The organism is Sphingobium sp. R-21, from assembly GCF_049913335.1.
Classification (GTDB): Bacteria; Pseudomonadota; Alphaproteobacteria; order Sphingomonadales; family Sphingomonadaceae; genus Sphingobium.
This window is the reverse complement of the sequence record NZ_CP184375.1, coordinates 526,892-549,725: the sequence shown is the minus strand read 5'-3', so window position 1 is coordinate 549,725 and position 22,834 is coordinate 526,892. Positions and strand designations below refer to the sequence as shown.

At 64.4% G+C, this 22,834-nt stretch carries 15 protein-coding genes; 7 read left to right on the top strand and 8 right to left on the bottom strand.

The features are described 5' to 3' along the window. Positions 1–133: 133 nt before the first annotated feature. A complete protein-coding gene (locus tag ACN9MX_RS17180; RefSeq protein WP_363829767.1) occupies positions 134–2,452 on the top strand; it encodes a TonB-dependent receptor in 2,319 nt (772 codons plus the stop codon). Between the two features lie 4 nt (positions 2,453–2,456). Further along, positions 2,457–3,797, top strand: coding sequence for an alkaline phosphatase family protein (locus tag ACN9MX_RS17175; protein WP_363829765.1), 1,341 nt, complete (start codon positions 2,457–2,459; stop codon positions 3,795–3,797). A 30-nt stretch (positions 3,798–3,827) separates the two neighbouring features. On the opposite strand, the gene ACN9MX_RS17170 is transcribed toward ACN9MX_RS17175, so the two are convergent. Together ACN9MX_RS17170 and ACN9MX_RS17165 are read right to left on the bottom strand one after the other, a co-directional pair. Further along, positions 3,828–4,346, bottom strand: a complete 519-nt coding sequence (locus ACN9MX_RS17170; protein ID WP_363737310.1) for a CYTH domain-containing protein — start codon at positions 4,344–4,346, stop codon at positions 3,828–3,830. Positions 4,347–4,452: 106 nt separating this feature from the next. After that, the gene (locus tag ACN9MX_RS17165; protein ID WP_363737311.1) at positions 4,453–5,013 is read right to left on the bottom strand and encodes a DnaJ domain-containing protein; all 561 of its coding nucleotides are present in this window, start codon (positions 5,011–5,013) and stop codon (positions 4,453–4,455) included. Positions 5,014–5,289: 276 nt separating this feature from the next. Between ACN9MX_RS17165 and ACN9MX_RS17160 the strand changes: the two genes are divergently transcribed. After that, positions 5,290–6,195, top strand: coding sequence for a DMT family transporter (locus ACN9MX_RS17160; RefSeq protein ID WP_363829763.1), 906 nt, complete (start codon positions 5,290–5,292; stop codon positions 6,193–6,195). Between the two features lie 195 nt (positions 6,196–6,390). On the opposite strand, the gene ACN9MX_RS17155 is transcribed toward ACN9MX_RS17160, so the two are convergent. From ACN9MX_RS17155 to ACN9MX_RS17145, 3 genes are all read right to left on the bottom strand, one after another. Further along, on the bottom strand, positions 6,391–9,438 hold the full coding sequence (locus tag ACN9MX_RS17155) for a glycosyl hydrolase family 28-related protein (protein WP_363829760.1): 3,048 nt from the start codon (positions 9,436–9,438) through the stop codon (positions 6,391–6,393). Between the two features lie 70 nt (positions 9,439–9,508). Next, positions 9,509–12,481 (bottom strand): TonB-dependent receptor plug domain-containing protein, encoded by a 2,973-nt coding sequence (locus ACN9MX_RS17150; protein WP_363829758.1) that lies wholly within the window; start codon positions 12,479–12,481, stop codon positions 9,509–9,511. A gap of 145 nt (positions 12,482–12,626) precedes the next feature. Then, on the bottom strand, positions 12,627–15,716 hold the full coding sequence (locus ACN9MX_RS17145; protein ID WP_426387722.1) for a glycosyl hydrolase family 28-related protein: 3,090 nt from the start codon (positions 15,714–15,716) through the stop codon (positions 12,627–12,629). Between the two features lie 172 nt (positions 15,717–15,888). Between ACN9MX_RS17145 and ACN9MX_RS17140 the strand changes: the two genes are divergently transcribed. Further along, complete coding sequence (locus tag ACN9MX_RS17140; protein WP_414714650.1) at positions 15,889–16,419, top strand: gluconokinase; 531 nt, start codon at positions 15,889–15,891, stop codon at positions 16,417–16,419. A gap of 6 nt (positions 16,420–16,425) precedes the next feature. Here the strand turns inward: ACN9MX_RS17140 and ACN9MX_RS17135 are convergent, their stop codons facing one another. Both ACN9MX_RS17135 and ACN9MX_RS17130 read right to left on the bottom strand, forming a co-directional pair. Then, on the bottom strand, positions 16,426–17,103 hold the full coding sequence (locus ACN9MX_RS17135; RefSeq protein ID WP_363737316.1) for a FadR/GntR family transcriptional regulator: 678 nt from the start codon (positions 17,101–17,103) through the stop codon (positions 16,426–16,428). A gap of 40 nt (positions 17,104–17,143) precedes the next feature. Continuing rightward, positions 17,144–18,493, bottom strand: coding sequence for a gluconate:H+ symporter (locus ACN9MX_RS17130; RefSeq protein WP_363737317.1), 1,350 nt, complete (start codon positions 18,491–18,493; stop codon positions 17,144–17,146). A 312-nt stretch (positions 18,494–18,805) separates the two neighbouring features. Here ACN9MX_RS17130 and ACN9MX_RS17125 point away from each other — a divergent pair, with 312 nt between their 5' ends. The 3 genes from ACN9MX_RS17125 to ACN9MX_RS17115 all read left to right on the top strand — a co-directional run bounded on the left by ACN9MX_RS17125 (position 18,806) and on the right by ACN9MX_RS17115 (position 21,345). Further along, the gene (locus ACN9MX_RS17125; RefSeq protein ID WP_363737318.1) at positions 18,806–19,102 is read left to right on the top strand and encodes a response regulator transcription factor; all 297 of its coding nucleotides are present in this window, start codon (positions 18,806–18,808) and stop codon (positions 19,100–19,102) included. 138 nt (positions 19,103–19,240) lie between these two features. Next, on the top strand, positions 19,241–20,344 hold the full coding sequence (locus ACN9MX_RS17120) for a Gfo/Idh/MocA family protein (protein WP_363829753.1): 1,104 nt from the start codon (positions 19,241–19,243) through the stop codon (positions 20,342–20,344). Beyond that, entirely contained in the window at positions 20,341–21,345 is a 1,005-nt protein-coding gene (locus ACN9MX_RS17115) for an SMP-30/gluconolactonase/LRE family protein (RefSeq protein ID WP_363829752.1), read from the top strand. Before ACN9MX_RS17120 ends, ACN9MX_RS17115 begins: the two co-directional genes overlap by 4 nt. Before the next feature lie 29 nt (positions 21,346–21,374). On the opposite strand, the gene ACN9MX_RS17110 is transcribed toward ACN9MX_RS17115, so the two are convergent. After that, positions 21,375–22,724 carry a cation:proton antiporter gene (locus ACN9MX_RS17110; protein WP_363755904.1) on the bottom strand — a complete coding sequence of 450 codons (1,350 nt, stop codon included), beginning with the start codon at positions 22,722–22,724 and terminating at the stop codon, positions 21,375–21,377. Positions 22,725–22,834: the final 110 nt, after the last annotated feature.

Here is a 22,834-nt window from a genome sequence, read left to right as displayed (position 1 = left end):
CATGCATGCACCGGCATTGTGACAGCACCGTCACGGAAACGTCTCCCTCCCGTCAAACACTCCACATCGCAGTGCAACATTGAGCCGCTAGGGCGCCCCCCAATCCACGATTGCGGAAAAAGGGGAAGTTCACATGCGTATCACCACAACCTTGCTGATGGCCTCCACGGCCATGATCGCCATGCCAGCCTTCGCGCAGGAAACCGCGCCTGCGCCATCAGCGGCGGAAGCAGCAGCCGAAGATGCGAACATCATCGTCTTCGGCCGGGGCGAAACCCGTCAGGTTCAGGAAATCCAGGCGCAGGACATCGTCACGCTGACGCCCGGCACCAACCCGCTGAAGGCCATCGAAAAGCTGCCCAGCGTCAATTTCCAGTCGGCTGATCCGTTCGGCAATTATGAATGGTCGCAGCGCGTCACCATCCGCAGCTTCAACCAGAATCAGCTCGGCTTCACCTTCGACGGCATTCCGCTGGGCGACATGAGCTATGGCAACCATAATGGCCTGCACATCACCCGCGCCATCAGTTCTGAAAATATCGGCAATGTGCGCGTTTCGCAGGGGGCCGGCTCCATCGGCACCCAGGCGACCAATGCGCTGGGCGGCACTGTGGAAACCTTCTCCGCCGATCCGGCCGATTATCTGAGCGGCGGCGCGCTGGCTGGCCAGGGCAACCTTACCTATGGCAGCAATGAAACCTGGCGCGCCTTCGCCCGCCTGGCGCTGGGCCGCCGCGACGGCATCCGCGGCTATGCCTCTTATGCCTATGGTTCGACCGACAAATATAAGGGCAATGGCACGCAGGACCAGCATATGGGCAATGCCAAGGTCGTGATCCCGGTCGGTGACGTGACGGTCGACGGTTGGCTCAGCTATTCCGACCGGCGTGAACAGGATTATCAGGACATGTCGATGTCCATGATCCGCCGGCTCGGCTGGAATTGGGACAACACCTATCCCGACTATGCCCGCGCGATCGATTATGCCAGCCGCCTCAACGACGTGGACCGGGTCAGCAACAGCGGCGGGTCGCCCTTCCCCGATGGGCGCTACGACTATAGCGGGGCGCTGGTCGCCACGGGGCAGGTCTATCCCGGCAACGTCACCAGCGCGGACGACGCCTATTATGATGCCGCCGGCCTGCGCAAGGACTGGCTGGGCGCGGTCGGCATCGCCGCACCCTTGGGCGAACAGGCCAGCTTCAAGCTCAAGGGCTATTACCACCACAATAAGGGCATGGGCCTGTGGGCGACGCCCTATGTACCCAGTCCCAATGGCGTGCCGATGTCGGTTCGCACCACCGAATATGAGATGGACCGGATCGGCGTCTTCGGCAGCGTCGACTTCGCGCTGGGCATACAGAATTTCACCGTCGGCGGTTGGTATGAGAACAACAGGTTCAACCAGGCCCGCCGTTTCTATGCGTTCGCCAGCCGGACCGAGCCGGGCCTCAACTTCCGCGACTATCCGACAAATCCCTTTGCAACGCAGTGGGAATTCGACTTCACCACCGACACCGCCCAATATTATGTCCAGGACAAGATCGACCTTGGCATGGTGAAGATCAACCTGGGCTGGAAGGGCTTCAAGGTCACGAACGAAGCCGATGCCGTCGTCAAGGCCAGCTTCCCGGAGGGGCGCATCAAGGCGGAGGACTGGTTCCAGCCGCATGCCGGTTTCGCGGTGGAACTGTCCCCGCAGACGGAAGTTTTCGGCGGGTTCACCCAGGCGACCCGCGCCTTCGCCAGCGCGACGACGACCGGCCCCTTCTCGACCAGCCAGGCCGGCTTCGACGCGATCAAGGGCAGCCTGAAACCCGAAGCGTCGGACACCTATGAACTGGGCCTGCGTCATCATGACGGCATCTTCAACGGCGTGATTGGCGCATATCTGGTCAACTTCCGCAACCGTCTCCTCGCGGTGCAGGTCGGCAGCCCCATTCAGGGCTTCGCATCCGCCCTTCAGAATGTCGGTAATGTCCGCGCAATCGGCGTGGAAGCGGCAGGCACGCTGACGCTCGGCCGCGGTTTCAGCCTCTATGGTTCCTACAGCTACACGGATTCGACCTATCGCGACGATGTGGTTGACGCCAGCGGCACCGTCACGCCGATCAAGGGCAAGACTGTGGTCGACAGCCCCAAGCATATCGCCCGGGCCGAGATCAGCTACGACCATGAGGGCGCGTTCGGGCGGATCGGCGTCAACTATATGTCGCGCCGCTATTATACCTACACCAATGATCAATCGGTACCGGGCCGGGTGATCGTGGATGCCAGCGTCGGCTATCGCTTCAACCAGAATCTGGAGTTGCAGCTCAACGCGACCAACCTGCTCGACAAGCGCTATATCGGCACGATCGGTTCGGGCGGCTTCGGCAATAGCGGCGACGCCCAGACCCTGCTGGTCGGCGCCCCCGCGCAATTCTTCGCCACCTTGAAGGCCGGGTTCTAAGGCGATGAACAAGGTCGCGCTGCTGCTGGCCGCCCTCGCCGCTCTTCCGGGAGCAGCCATGGCGAACCCGGTCCTGCTTATCTCCATCGATGGGCTGCGCCCCGGCGACGTGCTGGAGGCAGACAAGCGCGGCCTTGCCATCCCCAATCTGCGCCGCTTCGTTCGGGAGGGCGCATACGCCTCCGGAGTGACCGGGGTGCTGCCCACCCTGACCTATCCAAGCCATACGACATTGATCACCGGCGTGGCGCCTGCGCGGCACGGGATCACGGCCAACAACAGCTTTGATCCCACCGGGATCAACCAGGGCGGCTGGACCTGGTATGCTTCCGATATCCAGGTGCCGACCCTGTGGGAAGAGGCAAGCAAAGCGGGTCTCACCACCGGCAATGTCCATTGGCCGGTCAGCGTCGCGGCGAAGGGCGTGACCTGGAACCTGCCGCAAATCTGGCGCACCGGCCATGCCGATGACGTCAAGCTGCTGGATGCTTTGGCAACGCCCGGGCTGCGAGCGGAACTGGAACGCGCCACGGGCACATCCTATGCCATGGGGATAGACGAAAGCCTGGCGGGCGATGAAAATCGCGGCCGCTTTGCCACTGCGCTGATCGAAGCGCATCGGCCGGATTTCCTGACCGTTTATCTGACCGCGCTTGACCATGAGCAGCACGCAAAGGGTCCGGACACACCGGAAGCCCATGCTGTGCTGGAACAGATCGACGAGATCGTCGGCCAACTGGTTGCCGCGGAACGCAAGGCACATCCCGATGCGGTGATCGCGCTGGTCAGCGACCACGGGTTCGAGGCTACGCACAGCGCCGTCAACCTGTTCCGTCCCTTCATCGACGAAAAGCTGATCACGCTGGGGCAGGACGGCAAGGTCGCCTCCTGGCTGGCCATGCCCTGGATATCCGGCGGATCGGCCGCGATCATGCTGGCCCGGCCGGATGGCAGGGCGCTCGCCGCGCGGGTCAGGGCGCTGCTCGACAGGCTGGCGGCCGACCCCGCTTATGGCATTGCGCGCATCGCCGACCGCGCACAGATCGCGCAGATGGGCGGCAATCCGCTGGCGGCCTTCTATGTCGATCTCCAGCCTGGCTTCGTGACCGACATCTTCCGCGGGCCTGCCGCGCCGCTGGTCGCGCCTGCCCCGATCAAGGGCATGCACGGCTATTTTCCGGGACCAGCCCATCTGCAGTCAACCTTCCTGCTGATGGGTGAGGGCATTCCCGCCGGTCGGAAACTGGGGCAGGTCGACATGCGCGCCATCGCCCCGACGCTGGCGCGGATCATGGGCGCAAGTCTGCCCGATGCAGAGAAGCCGGCGATCGATCTGCGCCCCTGACCGATATGCCGTTGCGGCAAAATCCCGCGATCAAACCGCCGCTTCGAAACCCCGCATGAGTGCAATGGCGGAGTTGCGGAAACGCAGGTCGTCGGTCACCTCCTCCCCCACCCAATCGGGCAGGTCGAACCGTTCGTCCAGGGATCGCATCTCGACCTCTGCCAGCACCAGTCCCTCAGCTGCCCCCGCAAAGACGTCGACTTCCCAGATCTTGCCGTCATGCGGCACGCGGTAACGCGTTTTCCTGATCAGCGTATCGGTGCAGAGCCGGTCGAGCATGTCCGCCGCATCCGCAGCCGGTATCGCATATTCGAATTCGTCCCTGACCATGCCCGCACGGGCGCTCTTCACGGTGAGCCATGCCTGGTCCCCCGACAGGCGGACGCGGACGCTGGCATGCCCTTCATGCGAGACATAACCCTGGCGCAGGGGCCGCCCCGCATCCGCCATCCTTCGCCATGCATCGCTCACGACCAGGAATTTCCGTTCGATCTCGACTGCCATGAACGCTCCGACAAAGGATCGCCAGTCGCCGGCGAACTGATCCATGTTTAGCGCATGCGGGACGTGAGCGGGAGTCGGTTCGTCGCAGCTGAACAATCATGCTTCCCGAAACCACCGGTGCACGGCTTCGGGCCGATGGCTGGAATCGCCTTCAGGGGTCGATCGTCCGCCCGATCAGCAATTTTTCCCGCATCACCGTCTGAGACATGGCAATCACGTGATCCACGCCCTCAATGGTGATCGCCAATGTCCCATGCTCGGTAATTTCGATGAGGCCCTTCGCCTTCAAATACCAGAGATGGAATTCAAAATGCGCATCTGAACAGCCGAGCATCTTTTGAACATAATAGCGCCCCACGCCGGCATCCTGCGCATTCTCCCTTCTCCTCTTGTACAGGAACAGCAGAATTTTGGAGTGGGCGTCCGCGTCGTCATAAGCCGATTGTTCGCCATCCCCTTCATCTTCCGCCTGAAACCGAAAGCCTGTCCTGGCCGAGTAGAGGAGGTCGTATTGCGCGCGTTGCTCCGGGTTTCTGAGCGCCTTATATGCGGCAACCACGTCGTTGAACTTCGTGACGTCGGCGGTTTCCGCATGATCGGGATGGTACATCTTCGCAAGCAGGCGATAGGCGGCCTCCAGCCTGCGCGCATCGCAGTTCGGGCTGACCTGCAAGACACTGTAGTAATCAATGAATGATTGGCCATCAGCCATCACGACGTCCCCCGAACAATATCCCCCTGCATATGCCCGCCCGGACAGCCGCCAGCAACAACTCTGACGCTGATGTCGACTGCCCGAGGGGTAGGCCATATCGACCCCGGCCAATCGGGCAGCATAGCCACAACATCCAGATCGAAATCGCCTAGCGCCGCCGCCCCATTCAACCCAGGCCGGTAGCGGCAGAGGGACGATGAGAGCAGGCTGGCAACGCGGCCGTCCCGCGTCTAAGGAGCGGCCGACGAAAGCGAAGTGAAAAGGCGACCGGTTTTGAACTTGCAGGTACGGGCCTATGCCATGCTGGGCATGACCATGACCTTCTGGGCGGGCAATGTGATAGTCGGACGGGCGGTACGGGGCGAGATTCCGCCGCTGATGCTGGCCTTCAGCCGCTGGACGCTGGCGCTCCTGATCCTGGCCCCGTTCGCGTGGCGCCGGGCCGTCGCCCAGCGCGCGCTGATCCGCCGCCATTGGGGCGCGATCCTGCTCCTCGGCCTGGCCGGCGTCGCTGCGTTCAACGGCTTCCTCTATTCGGGGCTGCGCTACACGACCGCGGCGAACAGCATGTTGCTGCAGGGATTGATCCCGACATTGGTGGTCATCGTCGGCAGCGTTGTTTTCGGCGACAAGGCGCCCTGGCGCCAGGTCGCCGGCATCGCATTGTCGACGCTGGGCGTGACGTTCATCGTGTTCCGGGGCGAGCTGTCCGAAATCCTGCGGCTGCGATTGGGCATGGGGGACTTTCTGGTGCTGTGCGGCTGCGCCTCATGGGGGATCTACACCGCGTCCCTCCGCATGCGCCCACCCATCGATCCGCTGGTCTTCCTGTTCGTGACCTTCGCCATCGGCGCGCTGGCAATGGGTGTCGGCGCCCTGAGCGAAGCGCAGGCGATCGCGCAGATACACTGGAACACACACATGGTCGCCGCCATAGCCTATGTTGCGATCTTTCCCTCCATCCTCGCCTATATGTCGTTCAATGCGGCGGTCAGCCATGTGGGGCCCGGCGCGGCCGGACAGGCGATCAGCCTGATGCCGCTGCTGGGCGCCGTCCTGGCCGCGATGATCCTGGGGGAACCGCTGTTCGCCTATCATCTGGTTGGCATGGCGCTGATATTGGGCGGCGTATTGCTGGGCTGGGGCGCACGCACGCGGATGGCGGAGAAGCGAGGCTGACCGATCCCGTCCTGGACGGCGTCGCGGACCTTAGAGCATCGTGCGCAAAAGTGGGAACCGGTTTTGCGCAAAAACGATGCGGCATCAAAAACATAGAGCGGGTTTCGATCTGATTGAATCAGATCGCCGCTCTGGTTTCCTTGTTTGCCGCGATTTCTTGACCAGCGATCGGTTCCGATCGCTTGGAAATCGCTCTTACCGATCGCGCCCCGGCCTTGCCGCGTACAGGCCATGGTGCGAGAGGATGAAGAGGGTTCTGCCCCCTTCCCCGCCGAAGAGAAGTTGCAGGGGCCGTTCGGGCACATCGATGCGGCCGATCTCCTTGCCGTCGGGGGCATAGACGAAGACCTGCCCATTGGCGACATAGACCCGCCCCTGCGCATCCACCGCGACGCCCTCCCCTCCGCGATCCGCGAAGGGCCGGAGGTCGGTGATCTCGCCGCTCGCGCCCAGCAGGCCGCTATAGGTGCGGTTTTCCGAACCATTGGTCAGGAAGACGCGCTGGCCCGGCTCTCCCTGGATGAAGCCGTAGCTGTCGAGCGAATCGGAGAAGCGCAGACCGCGATGGTCGGCCGGACCCTGCGCGAAGGTGCGGAAGGCCGGCAGGGCGATGCTGCCGTCCGGGGAGACATATTCGCTCGCCTTGGGCAATGCCATGTCGCGCGCGAACATCTCCGCCAGCGTCGTGAACGCGTAGCTTTGGGGATCGATCTGGTCGCGGAATTCGCCATTGTTCCACCAGTTGACCGGCAGCACCGTCCTTCTGGCCGGGCGGGCGGCGACGGGCGTTGCCGGAATGACGCTGATCTCGCTGTCGGGCGCGCCGGGCCTGACGCTGTAGACCGTGCCGTTGCGTCCGTAGGAGGAGAGGACGAGCAGATTGCCGGAACGGTCGATGCTGAGGTTGACCGGATCAAGGGAGGCGTCGCGCACCATCTCCAGCCTGCCCGCGTCCGACCAGCGCCAGATGCGCTGGAACCGGCGATCGATGAAATAGAGCCGCCCCTGCGCGTCCACCGCGCCGCCGCCTGCCGAATGGAAGCCGTCGGCCAGCTTCTCCACATTTCCACCCAGGAAATTGGCGGACTTCACCGGCGCCGGTCGGGCGGGCACATCCAGCACGGCGAATTCCCGTTCACGCACCTCGAGCCCGTGGGTCACGTCGCGAATGGCGTTTTCGAACGGGAATTTGGTGAGCCGCAGGAAGGTCGCGCAGCCATTTTCATCGCAGGTGCCAAGGCCGCTTTCGCCGTTCACATGGACATTGCGGAAACGGATGTCATGGGAATTGTAGAGGGTGACGGCGGCGGGTGCGGGCTCCCGGGTGCGGGTGACGCGATAGCCGTGGAAATTGGCGACCAATATGTTGCGCGAATCCCTGATCTCCAACGCCACGGCATCGCCGCTCTCGCCCGCTTCGCCCTCCGTCTGGGGGGCGAGCAGTTCCCAGTTGGCGACGCGGTTCAGGCCGATTTCGGTGCGGACATGATGTTCGACCGACGCCTGGATGAGGCGGCCGGGCGTGTCCGTGTCGGAAATCAGGATGCCCGGATGGCCGAAGGTGCTGGGGCTCCAGATATTGGCGAAAGTTCCCCCGCCGCCCTGCGTGACCCAGAGGCTGGCATATTGGCCGGCCCAGCGGCGGGCGGCGTCGGGATCGCCGGTCGCATTGTTGTTGTAGGGATCGACCCGGCTGCCGTCGAAGCGGTCGGTGCCATGGCCGCCCTGGAATTTGACATCATTGACCATGGAACGGGCGCCGGCCTTCCACAACAGCGCCGTGGCGCGGGGATTGGCGCCGTTGGTGTTGAGGCCAAGCCCCGCGACGATGGCGTCGCCGCCCTGCGCGCTTTCCACCAGCGCCTTGGGCGCGCCCACTCCTGACCAGGCGGGCGCGCCGTCGGGCAGCACGATCTGCGTCAGGCTGGGGTGCAGGCCCAGCAGCACCGTATCGGGGCGCAGACGCAGCGTGTCGCTGACATGATAGAAGCCGGCGGGCAGATAGACGACGCGGTGACTGTCGATCGCCTTCTGAATGGCGGCGGTGTCGTCGGTCTTGTCATCCCCTTTGGCGCCGAGCGCGCGGACGCTCACCCATTCCGACACGGGCGGCAAGGGACGGATGGCAGGAGCCGGCAGGGCCGGCAGGGCGCCCATGGCCTCCGCCTGCATGTCCGTCCGGTAGGCGCCCATTTGTCCGACCCCCGGCAGCGTCAGGCCGTGGGTGAAGGAGGCGATCTTGTAATCCGGCCCCTTGCCCGCGATGGTGCGGCCGCTTTCCCGGAAACGGGCGAAGACAGGCGTGTTGGCGGCCAGCACGTTCTGAAAGCCGATCTGGGTATAGACATTCTTCTCGTTCGAGATGACGATGCCTGCCTTCGCCACATTTTCGAACCGCAGGTCCTGGCCCCAGAGCCAATCGCCATAGCCCCGGTCGATCTCTATGCCGACCGGCACGTTGCGGAAGGCGACATTGATCATCGTCAGCCCGGCCTCATGTTCGCGAATGGCGGCGTCGCGCTGCCCCTCGAACGTGGCGTCGACCAGCGCGAAGCCCCAGGCGGGAGACGGCTTTTCCGCGAGGATGCCGTAGCGCCCGCCCCTGAAATGCAGGTCTTCCGCTTCATTGGCGACATGGTAGAGGCCGGCAAGGCCCGAGCCGATGTCGAAATCGGCATGGCTGACGAAGCTGTGCTGGGCGGAATGAAAGCGGATCGCGGTGGCAGCCGGATTGCCGTCCATGATGCGGAAGTCGATATTGCCGAGCGCGGAATAGAAGGTGCCGGAATTGGCGTCCGCGATATTCCTGTTGAACGGAACGCTGCCCGCCGGGGGGAAGGCAACGGGCGGGCTGTCCCCGTCGGTCTGGCGCCTGTTGGCGGTGAACATCAGCATATGGGCGACGCCGTGCTGAAAGCCCGGCGTGCTCCTGCCGAGCAGGATGACGGGGCGCTTTTCCCCGATGCCGAAGATGCGGACACCGGACCAGAGGAAGATGGTCCGGCTGATGCGGTAGGTGCCGGCCGGCAGGAAGACGATGCCGCCGCCCTTTTCCGCCGCCGCGTCGATGGCGCGCTGGATCGCCGCGCTGTCGTCCGCCCGGCCGTCGCCCACAGCCTTGACGGTAATGGCGCGCGGCTCGTCGGGCGCGCGCGTATAGACAGAGGACGAAGCGAGAGCAGGCTCCTGCGCCGCCAGCAACAGCAGCGCCGCCGCGCAGGCCCCGCTCAATCCACGAACCATCGACATACTCCGGTTACAAAGAAGTCCCGGCCGGTGAAGGCCGGGACGAGGTGGGGGAGAGAGTGGCAGGTCAGAAGTTGAAGCGAACCCCCGCGCGGTAGATGCGGCCCAGCGTGTCGTAGAGCGCGGGGTTGATGTCCAGCCCGGTGTTGGTCTGCGGAGCGGCCACCGGATCCTTGTCGAAGAGATTGTCCACCTTGCCGTAGATCGACAGATTGTCGCCGAATTTGAAGGTTGCGCCGATGTCGACGTAGAAGGCGCCCTTCATCCTGTTATAGTCGATGGTCGGGTGGTTGGCGGTCGAGGGCGGGCAGGACGACTGGCACACCACATATTGGTTGCCGAAGGTGCCGTCGCTGATCCAGCGTTCCTGCACCGTGAAGCTGAACCGGCCGCTGTCATAGGTCTGCACCGCCAGCCATTTCCAGTCCGGCGTCGCGCCGTTGTTGGCGCCTGCCTGATCGACCGGATCAACGCCCGCAATGCCTGCATTGACGATGAACTTGCGGATGTGCGTGCCCAGCGCCCGGATGGTGAAGGTGCCCGGCAGGCCCAGCGGCTGTTGCCACTGATAGCTTGCCTCTATGTCGAAGCCGCTGGTCTTCCAGGAGGCGAGGTTGAAGGGCTGGACATTGACGAAATTGGTGCCCTGCGGCCCATCAAGCTGGAAACCGCCGCAAAAGGCCTGGTTGCCCTCGAAGCAGAAGCGGACGATCTGGTCCGCCGACAGGGAAGAGACGACGCCTTTCAACTTGATATCATAATAGTCGAAGGACAGGCTGAGGCCCGGCAGCCAGGACGGCCGCGCGAGCACGATGCCCAGTTCGGTGTTGCGCGCCACTTCGGGCTTCAGATTGGTGTTGCCGATCGTGTTCTGGAACACCTGCACCGCCTGGTTGCGGAACGGGTCGTTGAAGTTGGGCAGCGTCGTCACCGTGGGCGCCGCGAACAGTTCCGACAGGTTCGGCGCGCGCACGTCCCGCGAGGTCACCGCGCGCAGGCGGATGCCGTCGAGCGGCGTGTCCCATGTGCCGCCGACCTTCCACGTCCAGACCGTGCCCGACGTGCTGTAGTTGGTGACGCGGGCCGCGCCGTTCAGGTTCGCGCGACCCATGGCGTCGCTGTTGATCAGCGGCAGGTCGACTTCGACATAGCCTTCCCACACTTCATATTTGCCGCGACCATTTTTGTAGTTGCCGGCTGCCCAGTTGCTGCCCAGCGTCGAGTTGAGCAGCGGGTCCGTCGGATATTCGGCGCTGTTCGGGCTGAGCGGCGATACGCCCGCGCCATAGGGATCGGCGTTCACGCGGTAGAATTCGCGGCGATATTCGCCGCCGAACGCGACCGAGACGGGTCCGGCCCACAGTTCGAAGGGGTTGCCCGAAAAGTTCAGGCTGGCGACGTCCTGCGTCAGCTTCGTATGCTGGAACGGTCCGTTCTCATGGGGCGCGACATAGGCGAGCGCGGCGTCCGACGGGGTGAAGCCGCCGAAGATGTTGATCGGCTGGCAACCGGCCGCCCGCGCCGCCGGATCGGCGCAGACGATGGCGCCGTTGAGCGTGATGGCGTTGGTCGCGGCGACATAGCGGTTCTGGAGGACGATATCGCGCACCCGGATGTCGGAGATGGTGATGCCATGTTCATAATAGGCGTCGTAATTCCAGTCCGTCCCGCCGACGCCGACCTTGCCCTTCAGGCCGCCGACGAAGCGATATTGCCTGCGGTCGGTATGGACATTGGGGTCCGGGAAGGCGCCGTTGCTGGAGCCGAAGCCGAATTCCGTGATGCCCGCCGTGGCGCAGCGGTCACGCACCAGTTGCGGCAGGAAGGGATTGGCGCACTGCACGGTCAGGCTGGGCCGGTTATAGCCGGGGCTCGGCTGGTTGCTGGTCTTCACCTGCGCGACATTGACCGTCACATAGGCTTCATTGTCGTCGGCAAAGTCGTAGCCGATGCGGGTATAGCCATTGATGCGTTGCAGCGCCGATTTCAGCGAAGCGCCCGACCCCGGCGCACCCGACAGGTCCCCGCCCTCGCAAAAGCTGTTGCCGCGGAAGCAATTGCTGACCTGCCCATTGCCCAGGGGCTGGCCACCCGATCCATAGTTGAAATTATAGGGCATGCCGTTCCGGTCGAAGGCTATGCCCTGCAACGGGCCGTTGTTGATCAGGCCGTATAGCGCATATTGATAGGGCTGCGCATAATCGCGATAATTGAACTGCGGCAGGCCGTTATTGGCCTGGCCGGTGTTCATCAGCGTGGTCGCGCGGTACCAGTCACGGCTGCCGGCAAGGTCCGTGCCGAAATTGCCGGCGCCCACGCCGCCTTCATGGTCATATTCGCCGCTCACCACGACATGCAGGCGATCGTCGAGGAAGGATTTGCCCCAGGCCGCCTGCACCAGCGCGGTTTCATCGTCGCCATATTTCGTGATGCTGCCAAGGATATTGCCCTTGAAGCCTTCGAACCGGGTGTCGGTGATGAAGTTGACGACGCCGCCGACCGCGTCGGAGCCATAGGAGGCGGAGGCGCCGCCCGTCACCACGTCGACGCGCTTCACCAGAAGCTGCGGGAACATGCTGATGTCGGGAACGCCGGTGACGTTCGCGCCGACGACGCGCTGGCCATCCAGCAGGGTCAGGGTGCGGATCGGCTGGAGGCCGCGCAGGGAGAAGGAACTGAGGCCCTGCAGGCCGCTCGACGTGCTGAAGGTGCCGGTCGCCGCGCCGGTCGACCCCTGCAGCGAGGGGAGCTGCGCGATGGTGTTGAAGACATTGGGCTGTGCATTGTTGATGATCTGCTCCTCACCGATCACCGTGGTCGGCGTCGGCGCGTTGAAGCCGCTGGTGGTGATGCGCGATCCGGTGACGACAATGTCGGCGCTGCGGGGCGCGCCTGCATCTTCCGTCTGGGCCTGGGGCGCGGCTGCGGGGGCCGGGGGCGCTGCCGCGTCCTGGGCCTGCGCCATGCCGGCCAGCGCCATGCTGGCCATGACGGCCAGGCTGGCGCCCGTCAGATGTCGATGTGCGATCTTCACTTTCATGGATCCTTCCCTGCCTTCTGTCTATGTTATCTGTCCGCCTGTTGCCGGCTGACCGCGCCCCCGCCGGCGATCCTGCAAAGCTTATCCTCCGGCCCGTTCGACCGCACTTACGACATAGGTCGTAGGCAGGGCGGCACGGCGTTTTTCATGGCTTCGCGGCGTAAAGGGCATGATGCGTCAGGATGAACAGCGTGCGCTTGTCCGGCCCCCCGAACAGGATCTGCAAGGGACGATCCGGCACGTCGATCCGGCCGCTTTCCTGGCCGTCGGGGCCATAGACGAAGATCTGCCCGTTCGCGACATAGACGCGGCCCTGCCCGTCCACGGCCACGCTTTCCCCGCCGCGATTGGCGAAGCGATGAAGGTCGGTCAGCGCGCCGCCCGCGCCGACGGTGCCGCTGTAGGTCATGTTTTCCGATGCATTGGTGACGAACAGGCGATCGCCCGACTTGCCCGAAACGAAACCATAGGCGTTGAGGCTGTCGGACCAGCGCCAGCCCGTATGGTCGACCGGCCCCTGCTGCCAGGTGCGGAAGGCGGGCAGCGAGAGGCTGCCGTCGGGCGACAGATATTCCTGCGCCTTGGGCGTTCCGGCATCGCGCGCGAACATCTCCGTCAGCGTCGTGAACTGATTGGTCCTGAAGTCGAACTGGTCGCGAAACTCGCCATTGTTCCACCAGTTGACGGGCAGCAAGGTTCTGGCCGCACCGCCGCTGCGCACCGGGGTGGGCTGGATCAGCGTCATGGCGTCCTTCGGCCCCGCCGGATCAAAGGAATAGACGCCCGCCTTCGATCCCAGGGAGGACAGCACCATCACATGGCCCGACGCGTCGATGGCGAGGTTCACAGGATCGAGCGCATGGTCGCGCACGATCTCCAGCCCCTTGTCCTCGCTCCAGCGGTGGATGCGCTGGAAACGGCGGTCGATGAAATAGAGTGCGCCCTGCGGGTCCACCGCCGCGCCGGAGATCGACCAGAAGCCGTCCTCCAGCTTCTCCACCTTCGTCTTGCCGGGCGGCGTTGCGGGGATGCTGCTCCCTGCCGGGCCGATGTCCAGCCTGGCGAACTCCCTTTCCCGCACGAAGAGCTTGCGCGTAACATCCTCTATCGCATTGTCGAACGGATATTTGCTGGCCCGCAGGAAGGTGCCGCAGCCCTCCTCGTCGCAGGTCGCATAGCCGCTTTCGGCGTTGATGTGGACGTTGCGGAAGCGGATGTCGCCCGAATTGGTGAGCTTCACCGCGCTTTCCTCCGGCGCATAGGTGCGCGTCACGCGATAGCCGTGATAATTGGCGAACAGCAGCTTGCTGGAATTGCGGATGTCGAGCGAGATGGCGTCTGGCCCGTCGCCCACTTCCTGCTCGGTCTGGGGCGCGAGAAATTCCCAATTGTGCACATTGTCGAGCACGAACTCATTGCGGGCGTGATGTTCGACCGACATTTCATAGACATGGCCGGGCGTGCTGGTGTCGGTGACATAGAAACCCGCCTGCGCGAAGCTGTTGGGGCTCCACACATCGACGAAGGTGCCGCCGCCCCCGTCCGTGACCCAGATGCTGGGATATTGCGCGTCCAGCCGGTCGTCCGTGACGGGATCGCCAGTGTGGACGCGCAGGGTGCCGAGCATCCTGCCGTCGGCCGTCGGCGTGCCGCCGCCGCCCATGATCTTGACGTCGTCCACCAGGCTGTTCGCACCCGATCGCCACAGCAGCGCGGAGGCGCGCGGGTTCACCCGGCCGGTGAAGAGGCCCAGGCCCGAGAGGATATTGTCGCCGCCTTTGGGACTTTCCAACAGGGGCAGCACTGCGCCCAGGCCGGCATGTCCGGGGTTGTTGTCCGGAATATAGAGCTGGGTAATCGCCGGATGCAGGCCGATCAGCACGCTGTCCGGGCGCAGTTTCAGCCGGTCGGTGACCTTGTAGAAGCCGGTCGGGAAATAGAGGATGGGGTGGCTGTCGATCGCCTTCTGGATCGCGGCGGTGTCGTCCGCCTTGCCGTCGCCCATCGCGCCCAGCGTGCGGACATTGACCCATTGCGCCATTTCAGGAAGCGCGCGGATGGCGGGCGCGCGGGGCGCTGGCATGGCGGGCAGCGCCTCCACCTCCGCCTGCGTGCCGTACGCACCCATCTGGCCGAGCGCGGGCACGTCCAGACCGTAGGAGAAGGAGGTTACCTTATAGACTTTGCCCTTGCCGTTCACCACCTGCCCGCTGTCGCGGAAGCGCGCGAAGACCGGGCTGTTTGCCGCGATCGCATTTTCGAAGCCGATCTGGGTGAAGACATTCTTCTCATTGGAAATGACCACACCCGCCTTCGATACATTTTCGAAGCGGACATCCTTGCCCCAGAGGCTGTCGCCATAACCCCGGTCGATATCGATCCCGACCGGCGTGTTGCGAATTGTGACGTTGACCAGCGTCAGGTCCACCTCATGTTCCCGGATGGCGGCGTCGCGCTGACCGTCAAAGGTGGAATCGAGCAGGGTGAACTGCCAGGCGGGCGAGGTCTTTTCCGTCACGATGCCATAACGGCCGCCCTGGAAATGCACATTGTCCATGACGTTGCCGGCCTGATAGACGCCCGCAAAGGCGGTGCCGAGGCGAAATTCCATATGGCTGAGGAAGGCGTGCTGCGCCATGCGAAAACGAACGCCCGCGGCCGCCGGATTGCCCGGCGCGATCTCTATATCGACATTGCTCATCGACGAATAGAAGGTGCCTGAATTGGCGTCGCGCACCACCTTTTCGCGCGGGACGACGGTGGGCACCGGCACGGGCACTTGGCCGACATTATACTGGTCGCCGCCGCCGAAGACGATCATGGTCGACACGCCCTGCTGGAACCCCGGCGTATTGGCGCCCAGCAGGATCACGGGGCGCGTCGGCCCCACGCCATAGACGCGCACGCCCGCCGGGATCACCAGCGTGCGCGTGATGCGATAGACGCCGGACGGCAGGAAGACGATGCCATGGCCGGTCTGGTCCCGCGCCCTGTCGAGCGCCTGCTGGATCGCGGCGCTGTCATCGGCGCGGCCGTCGCCCTTCGCCCTGACGGTGACGGCATTGGGTTCGTCGGGAGCGCCGGGGAAGACCGATTGGCCAGCAGGGGATGCCTGTTTCGCCCGGACCTGTTCGACGTGGCCCTGTTCGACGTGGTCCTGTTCAGCGTGCACCTGTTCGGCCCCGGCCAGGGCCGTCGCCGCCAGCAGAGCCGCCATCATGGCTGGTCGGATCATCGCTCTCTCCCAAGATGGTTGTCGCCTTGATCCATGGCTAGAGCCGGTGGCGCGCCTTGGCACTTGCGACAAAGGTCGTAGTTTTCATCCCTCTATCGGCAAAGCTATAGCGATAGCGATAAGGGGGCGGTCCGCCAGGGCGTGCCGCCGCCCGCCTGCAAGGGACGCCATTTTGCCATCATCCGCCGATATTGCCCCTGCCCCGCCGCTCGTCGTCATCGTCATGGGCGTCAGCGGTTGCGGCAAGTCGACGCTGGGCGCGCTGCTGGCAGACGCGCTCGGCTGCCCGTTCCTGGAGGGCGACGATTTCCATTCGGCCGATGCGGTGGAGAAGATGCGGGGCGGACGTGCCCTGACGGACGAGGACCGCTGGCCCTGGCTCGACCGGCTGGGACAGGCGGCAGCGGCGACCATGGCCGCGAACGGGGCAGTGGTCCTTGCCTGTTCGGCGCTGCGCAGAAGCTATCGCGATCGGCTGCGCGTCGGGATCGGGGCACCTGTCCGCTTCATCCTGCTGGAAAACAGCCGCGACCTGCTGCTGGCGCGCCTCGGCAACCGACCCGGCCATTATATGCCCGCCTGCCTGCTGGACAGCCAGCTCGCCACGCTGGAGCGGCCCTTGCCCGACGAAGGCGCGATGATCCTGATCTCCGACACGCCCGCCGAGGCGTTGCGCGACATCGCGCTGGACTGGTTGCGCTGATCGCCCTTACGGCATCAGCCGGCGGCGTCCTTCCCACAAATGCCATCGCATGGCGAGGGCCGCACCCTCCGGATCCTGCGCGCGGATCGCGTCGACGATCAGTTCATGTTCGCGCAGCATGGTCGCGATAACCTCCGGCGGGCGCGAGCGGGAGATGTCGACGCCGGCCCGCATGATCTTCTCGACATCGCCATAGAGCGCATCGAAGGCGATGACGAAGGCGGGATTGCCGGTCGCTTCGGCAATGCGGCGATGCAGGTCCATGTCCTCCACATGGGCGGGCTCGCTCGACAAAAGGGCTTCGCGCAGCCGGACCAGGCCTTCATCGACATGCGCCATCTCCGCCGCGGTGCGGCGCGTCGCCGCCAGCCGCGCCGCCTCTGCCTCCAGCACGAAGCGCACCTCATAGCTGCCGAGCGTCGTCGGCAATTCGCTGAGCGGCATGAAGGCGGTCAGCCGCTCCGACGGGCGGCTCTTGACGAAGGAGCCGGCGCCTCGCCGCGCCTCGGTGATGCCGTCCGACGCCAGCCTGACCAAAGCCTCCCGCACGATGGCGCGGGACACGCCGAACATTTCCGCCAGTCGCGATTCGGAGGGCAGGCGTTCCCCGACCTCCAGACCCTCGGACTTGATGATCTCGACTATGCCGGCATAGACGTGATCGGAAAGTCGTACCTGCGTCATCGGGATGCCTGCATGTCTGCCCAAGTCATCGCTGCCCCCCTTATTGGAAGATACTGCTCGCCACGAGCACCAGAAGCAGGCCGACGACGGCGACGACCGTTTCCATGATCGACCAGGTCTTGAAAGTGCCGGGCATGTCGGTGCCGAGATAGCTTTTCACCAGCCAGAAGCCGGGATCGTTCACATGAGAGAAAAACAGTGACCCCGCCCCGATCGCGAGGACCATCCATTCGGGCGCGACGCCGGAGGCCGCGACCAGCCCCTGCATCACGCCCGCCGTGGTGATCGTCGCCACGGTGGCCGATCCGGTCGCCAGACGGATGCAGACGGACACGCCCCAGGCGAGCAGGATGGGCGAGATCGCCCCGCCCTGCGCCAGCCGCACCAGCATGTCGGAAAGTCCAGCCGTCACCAGCACCTGCTTCAACGCGCCGCCGGCGCCGATGGCCAGGATGATGCCGCCCGCCGGCGTCATCGCCTCCGTCCAGATGGCGTTCTGGATGCTCCGGTCCGCGATGCGCCGTCCGAACAGCAGCGGCAATGCGGCCAGCACCGCCACGAGCAGCGCGACCACCGGGTCGCTGATCCAGCGCAGCCACTGGAACAGCGCCGCCATGTCCGGCGGCATCAGCGCGACCGCCTGCCCCGCCGCGATCAGCACGACCGGCAGCAGCACGGCGATCAGCGCACGGCCCACGGAGGGCGTCGGGACATCCACCCGCACCGGATCGAGCAGCGGCGGGCTGAGCTTCACACCGGGCGCTGTGAAGCGCGCCAGCAACGGGCCGGCGATGATCGCGGTGGGAATGCCCACGATCAGGCCATAGACGAGCGTCAGGCCCAGATTGGCCCCCAGCGCATTCACCGCGAGCAATGGACCGGGATGCGGCGGCACCAGCGCATGGACCACCGAAAGTCCCGACAGGGCAGGCAGCATCAGGCGAAGCTTGGCCGTGTCGTTGTTCTGGCCATTGGGCAGGGCCGCCGCCGCCGATGCGACGATGGGCAGCAGAAGCACCAGCCCCGTTTCGAAGAAGAGAGGCAGGCCGATCACGATGGCGGTGAAGAGGCTGGCCCAAGGGGCGCCCCTGATGCCCGAAATGCGCAGCGCCCCGCGGGCAAGGCCCCCTGCGCCGTCGGACAATTGGAGCATGGCGCCAAGGCCAAGGCCCAGGGCCACGACAAGACCCGTGCCGCCCAGGATCGCGCCAGCGCCCTTTTCCACGGCCTTGGCGGTTTCCTCCATCGGCAGGCCCGCGAGCAGGCCGACCGTGAAGGCGCCGCAGAGCAGGCCGACAAAGGGGTGCAGCCTGCCCCGGATGATCAGCGCAATAGACAAGGCTATGCCGACGATGGCTGACAATATCAGCCGGTAATCCGCCGGGCTCATGGCTTGCCCGCTCCAACCCTGGCGCGCGGCTGCGGCCGATTGGGAACCAGCGCCGCCATGACTGATGAAAACGCCATCCTCTCCCCTCACTTTACATGGCGATCCGGCTATATTGTGGTCAGCCGTTCCAGAAACCTGTTGGACAGGTCATAATCCCGATTTCACCGCAAAACCACAATCATGGGGTCGTATATCGCATTTTCCGCTTGAAGCTGTCTGACTGATTCCGATATGTTAGCGTTATCGAATCCGGCATTGCGGCCGTGCCGAAATCCGCGCCGCAGCAGGCCGGGCATAACAGGGAGAGAGAGGATGCACATCGCATTGGATCTGCATGAGAGCCTCGGTCATCAGGATCAAAGGCCCCAGGGCTTCAGAACCGCCGAACCGCCTCCGCTTACCCCGACCCAGATGAAAGTGCTGCGCTGTGTCCATTCGGGCCTGCTGAACAAGCAGATCGCCTATGAGCTTGGCATGGCCGAAGCGACGGTCAAGGTCCACATGACGGCCCTGATGCGCAAGCTGAACGTTCGCAACCGGACCCAGGCCGCCATTGTTGCGCGCAATCTGGGTTGGCTGCGCCCTGCGCTAGGCCGCGCCAACGACTAGGACGGGGTTCGATCTGACTGGATCGGATCGTCGCCCCGGATTGCCCGTTGTCCCGCGATTTCCCGACCAGCGATCGGTTCAGCTTGCCGGGAAATCATTCTGAAAGTCCCTTCATCCTCCGAACATTGGGAGACCCGCATGGCGATCACTTCCCGTCGTGAAATTCTGGGCGGCCTTGGCGCCGGAATGGTTCTGGCCGGCATGGGCACGCATGCGAACGCCGCACCGGCGCGCAAGATCGGCTATGCCGTGGTCGGGCTCGGTTCCTACGCCACGCGCCAGATCATGCCGAACTTCGCCGGTTGCGAGCAGGCCCGGCTGGTGGCGCTGGTGAGCGGCACGCCTGCCAAGCTCGACCAATATGGGACGCAATATGGCATCCCGAAGACCCATCGATACAGCTATGCCGACTTCGACCGCATTCGCGACAATCCGGATATCGACGTCGTCTATGTGGTGCTGCCCAACAGCATGCATGCCGAATACAGCATTCGCGCCGCACAGGCGGGCAAGCATGTGATGTGCGAAAAGCCGATGGCGGTTTCCGTCGCGGAGTGCGAGGCGATGATCGCCGCCTGCCGCAAGGCCGGAACCAAGTTGATGATCGGCTATCGCTCGCGCTTCGAACCCTATAACCGCCTGGCCATCGAACTGGCGCGCAGTGGTCATGTCGGCCCTACCCGCCTGATCACGGCCGAACATGGCTTCCCGGCCGGGCCGAACCAGTGGCGGCTCGACCGGCCGCTGTCGGGCGGCGGATCCATGATGGACATCGGCATCTACAGCCTGAACGCGGCCCGATACCTGACCGGGGAAGAGCCGGTTTCGGTCAGCGCGGTCGAGTCGACTGACCGATCCGACCCCCGGTTCAGGACGGTCGAGGACCGGATCAGCTTCCTGTTGCGCTTTCCGTCGGGCATCGTCGCCAACTGCATCTCCAGCTACAGTTCCTCGCACAACAGCTATCGCGTCATCGGCACGCAGGGCTGGATCGATATGGAACCGGCGACACCCTATGAAGGGCACAGGATGACAATTCGCAAGGACGGCGTCTCGACCCCGCGCACGCTGCCGACGGCTGCCAAAAACCAGTTTGCCGGGCAGCTGGATCATATGGCCGAATGCATCGTCAATGGCACGACCCCGATCGTTCCAGGCGAGGAGGGCCTGGCCGACATGCGCGTCATCGAGGCGATTTACCGTTCAGCCGCCGAGCGGCGGGAAGTCGCCGTAAAGGCATGATCGCGCGCCGAATGGTCCTGGCCGGTCTGGCAAGCCTGTCGGCCGGCGCCCGCCTGAACGCGGCCGCCCCTTCCGCGATCGGCTCGATCACCCGGCTCGATCCCGGCCTGGACCGGATCGTTGCGCCATCGGCCGTGGTGACCGTCCTTGGCACAGGTTATAAATGGGCCGAGGGTCCGGTCTGGGTGCAGCGGGACAATTGCCTGCTGTTCAACGATCCACCTTCCAACATGCTGTATCGCTGGCGGGCGAAGGATGGGGTGCGTCCCTTCCTGTCTCCGTCCGGGCTGCAGAGCGCCGTTCCGCCGGGCATAAGGGAGCCGGGCGTCAACGGCATGGCGATCGATTCCTCGGGCGCGCTGATCGCCGCCGACAGCGGCACGCGTGCGATCGTGCGGATCGACCTGCGCACGCGCGCCCGGACCATCTTGGTCGATCGGTTCCAGGGCAAGCGGTTCAACAGTCCCAATGACCTGTGCATCGCGCCGTCGGGCATGATCTATTTCACGGACCCCCCCTATGGGCTGACGGATGGCGACGCATCTTCGCTGCGCGAACTGGAGCATTGCGGCCTTTATGCGCTGAGCCCGGACGGTAGGCTGTCGTTGCTAGACGGCAGCCAGCGTCGGCCCAATGGCGTCGCGACCACCCCTGACGGCAGGACGCTTTATCTTGCACTGTCGGATGAACGGCAGCCGGAAATATTGGCCTATGCGCTGGACGAGCGCGGCTTTCCCACGGGTCGGCGCCTGTTCCACGACATGCGCGCCCAGCAGGAGAAAGGCCTGCCTGGCCTGCCCGACGGCATCAAGCTGTCCAGGCATGGAAATATATTCGCGACGGGTCCGGGGGGCGTTCATATACTGACGCCGGACGGCCGGGCGCTGGGCATGGTCGGGACGGGCAAGGCGGTGGCCAATTGCGCGCTGGACAGCGCCGAGCGGCGACTGTTCCTCACATCCTCCGACATGCTGGCGGTTGTGCCGATCCGTTCGGCTTGAGCGGCCGATCAGGCGACCCGACCGGGAGATCAGGTCGCGGCGCCGAGCCTGCCCAACTCTCCATCGGCGCGTGCCCGCCTTCCATAGAATATCTCGAAGAGCGGTCCCGCCATCATGGTGGTGACGATAGCCATCAATACGAGCATGGAGAACAGGGCCGGTTGGATAATGCCCTTCTGAATGCCGATATTGATGATGATCAGTTCCATCAGTCCACGGGAATTCATCAGCGCGCCTATCCCCAGCGCGGTCCGATTATCCTCGCCCGACAGGCGCGCCGCCGCATAGCAGGCGCCGAACTTGGCGAGGATGGAGGCGACCAATATGCCCAGGGCGATGAGCAGGAAAGACAGGGAATTCACCATGTCGAGCCGCGTGTTCAACCCGGAATAGGTGAAGAACATCGGCAGCAATATGACGACGGCAAGCGGTTCGACCTTCTTTTTCAGCTCTTCCACGAACAGCCCGCGCGGCATGAACACGCCCAGGATGAAGCCGCCGAATATGCCGTGAATGCCGATTGCGTCCATGATGAAGGCAGACAGGCAGAAGAGCGCCAGCGTGATCGCCAGCACGGTCATGCTCATTTCGCCCCGCGCTTCCACCGCGCGCCCGAGCGGCGCGAGCAGGCGTCGCCCGAACAGCAGCAGGAAGCTGACATAGAGGAAGGCGCCGACGATCGCGAGAATGGCAACGCCGCTGCCACCGCCGAACAGGGCGAGGACGATAGCCAGCACGCACCAGGACGCCGCGTCATCAAATGCTCCGGCGGTCAATGAGAGCGTGCCGAGCGGGCTGTCGGCCAAGCCCCGTTCGTTGATGATCCGGGCGAGCATCGGAAAAGCCGTGAGCGCAATGCAGGCACCCATGAAGAGCGTCGCGCTGCCCTGGCCAATGCCCTCAGCGAAGAGGCCGGGCATGGTGACAAGCCAGGGCGTGATCAGGATGGCGATGACGAAAGGCGCGAACAGTCCCGCCGCCGACACCATCGCGGCATTCCGCGCCTTGGACTGGAAATGATCCAGGCGCAGGGTCAGGCCGACAAGGAACATATAGAGCGCGACGCCGAATTGCGCGCCGGCATAAAGCACATTGTTGGTTTCCCGGGGGAAGACCATCGCCTGCAGGTCGGGCGCGACAAGGCCGAACAGCGAGGGGCCCAGGATCACGCCGGCGATCATTTCGCCCACCACCTGGGGCTGCGCCAGATATTTGTGGCAGAACCAGCCCACCCCCCTGCAGGCAAGGACGATGAGCGCGAGTTGCAGGAAGAAATGAATGCTGTAGTCGCCGGGAACGAAGCTCATCAGTTTCGCGCCTACCGGCGGCCCGTGAGGCGCCAATATGTTCGCCAGCGACGGAAAAATCTCCCCAGCCATCTCCACCCTCTCCTCTTATTGTTGGGAGCGCTACCACATATTGCGGGCGGAAGAAAGGGTTTGTGCCCGGCCGGCCCCTGCGCAAATCGCTGGATGCCGCGGGAAGAGGG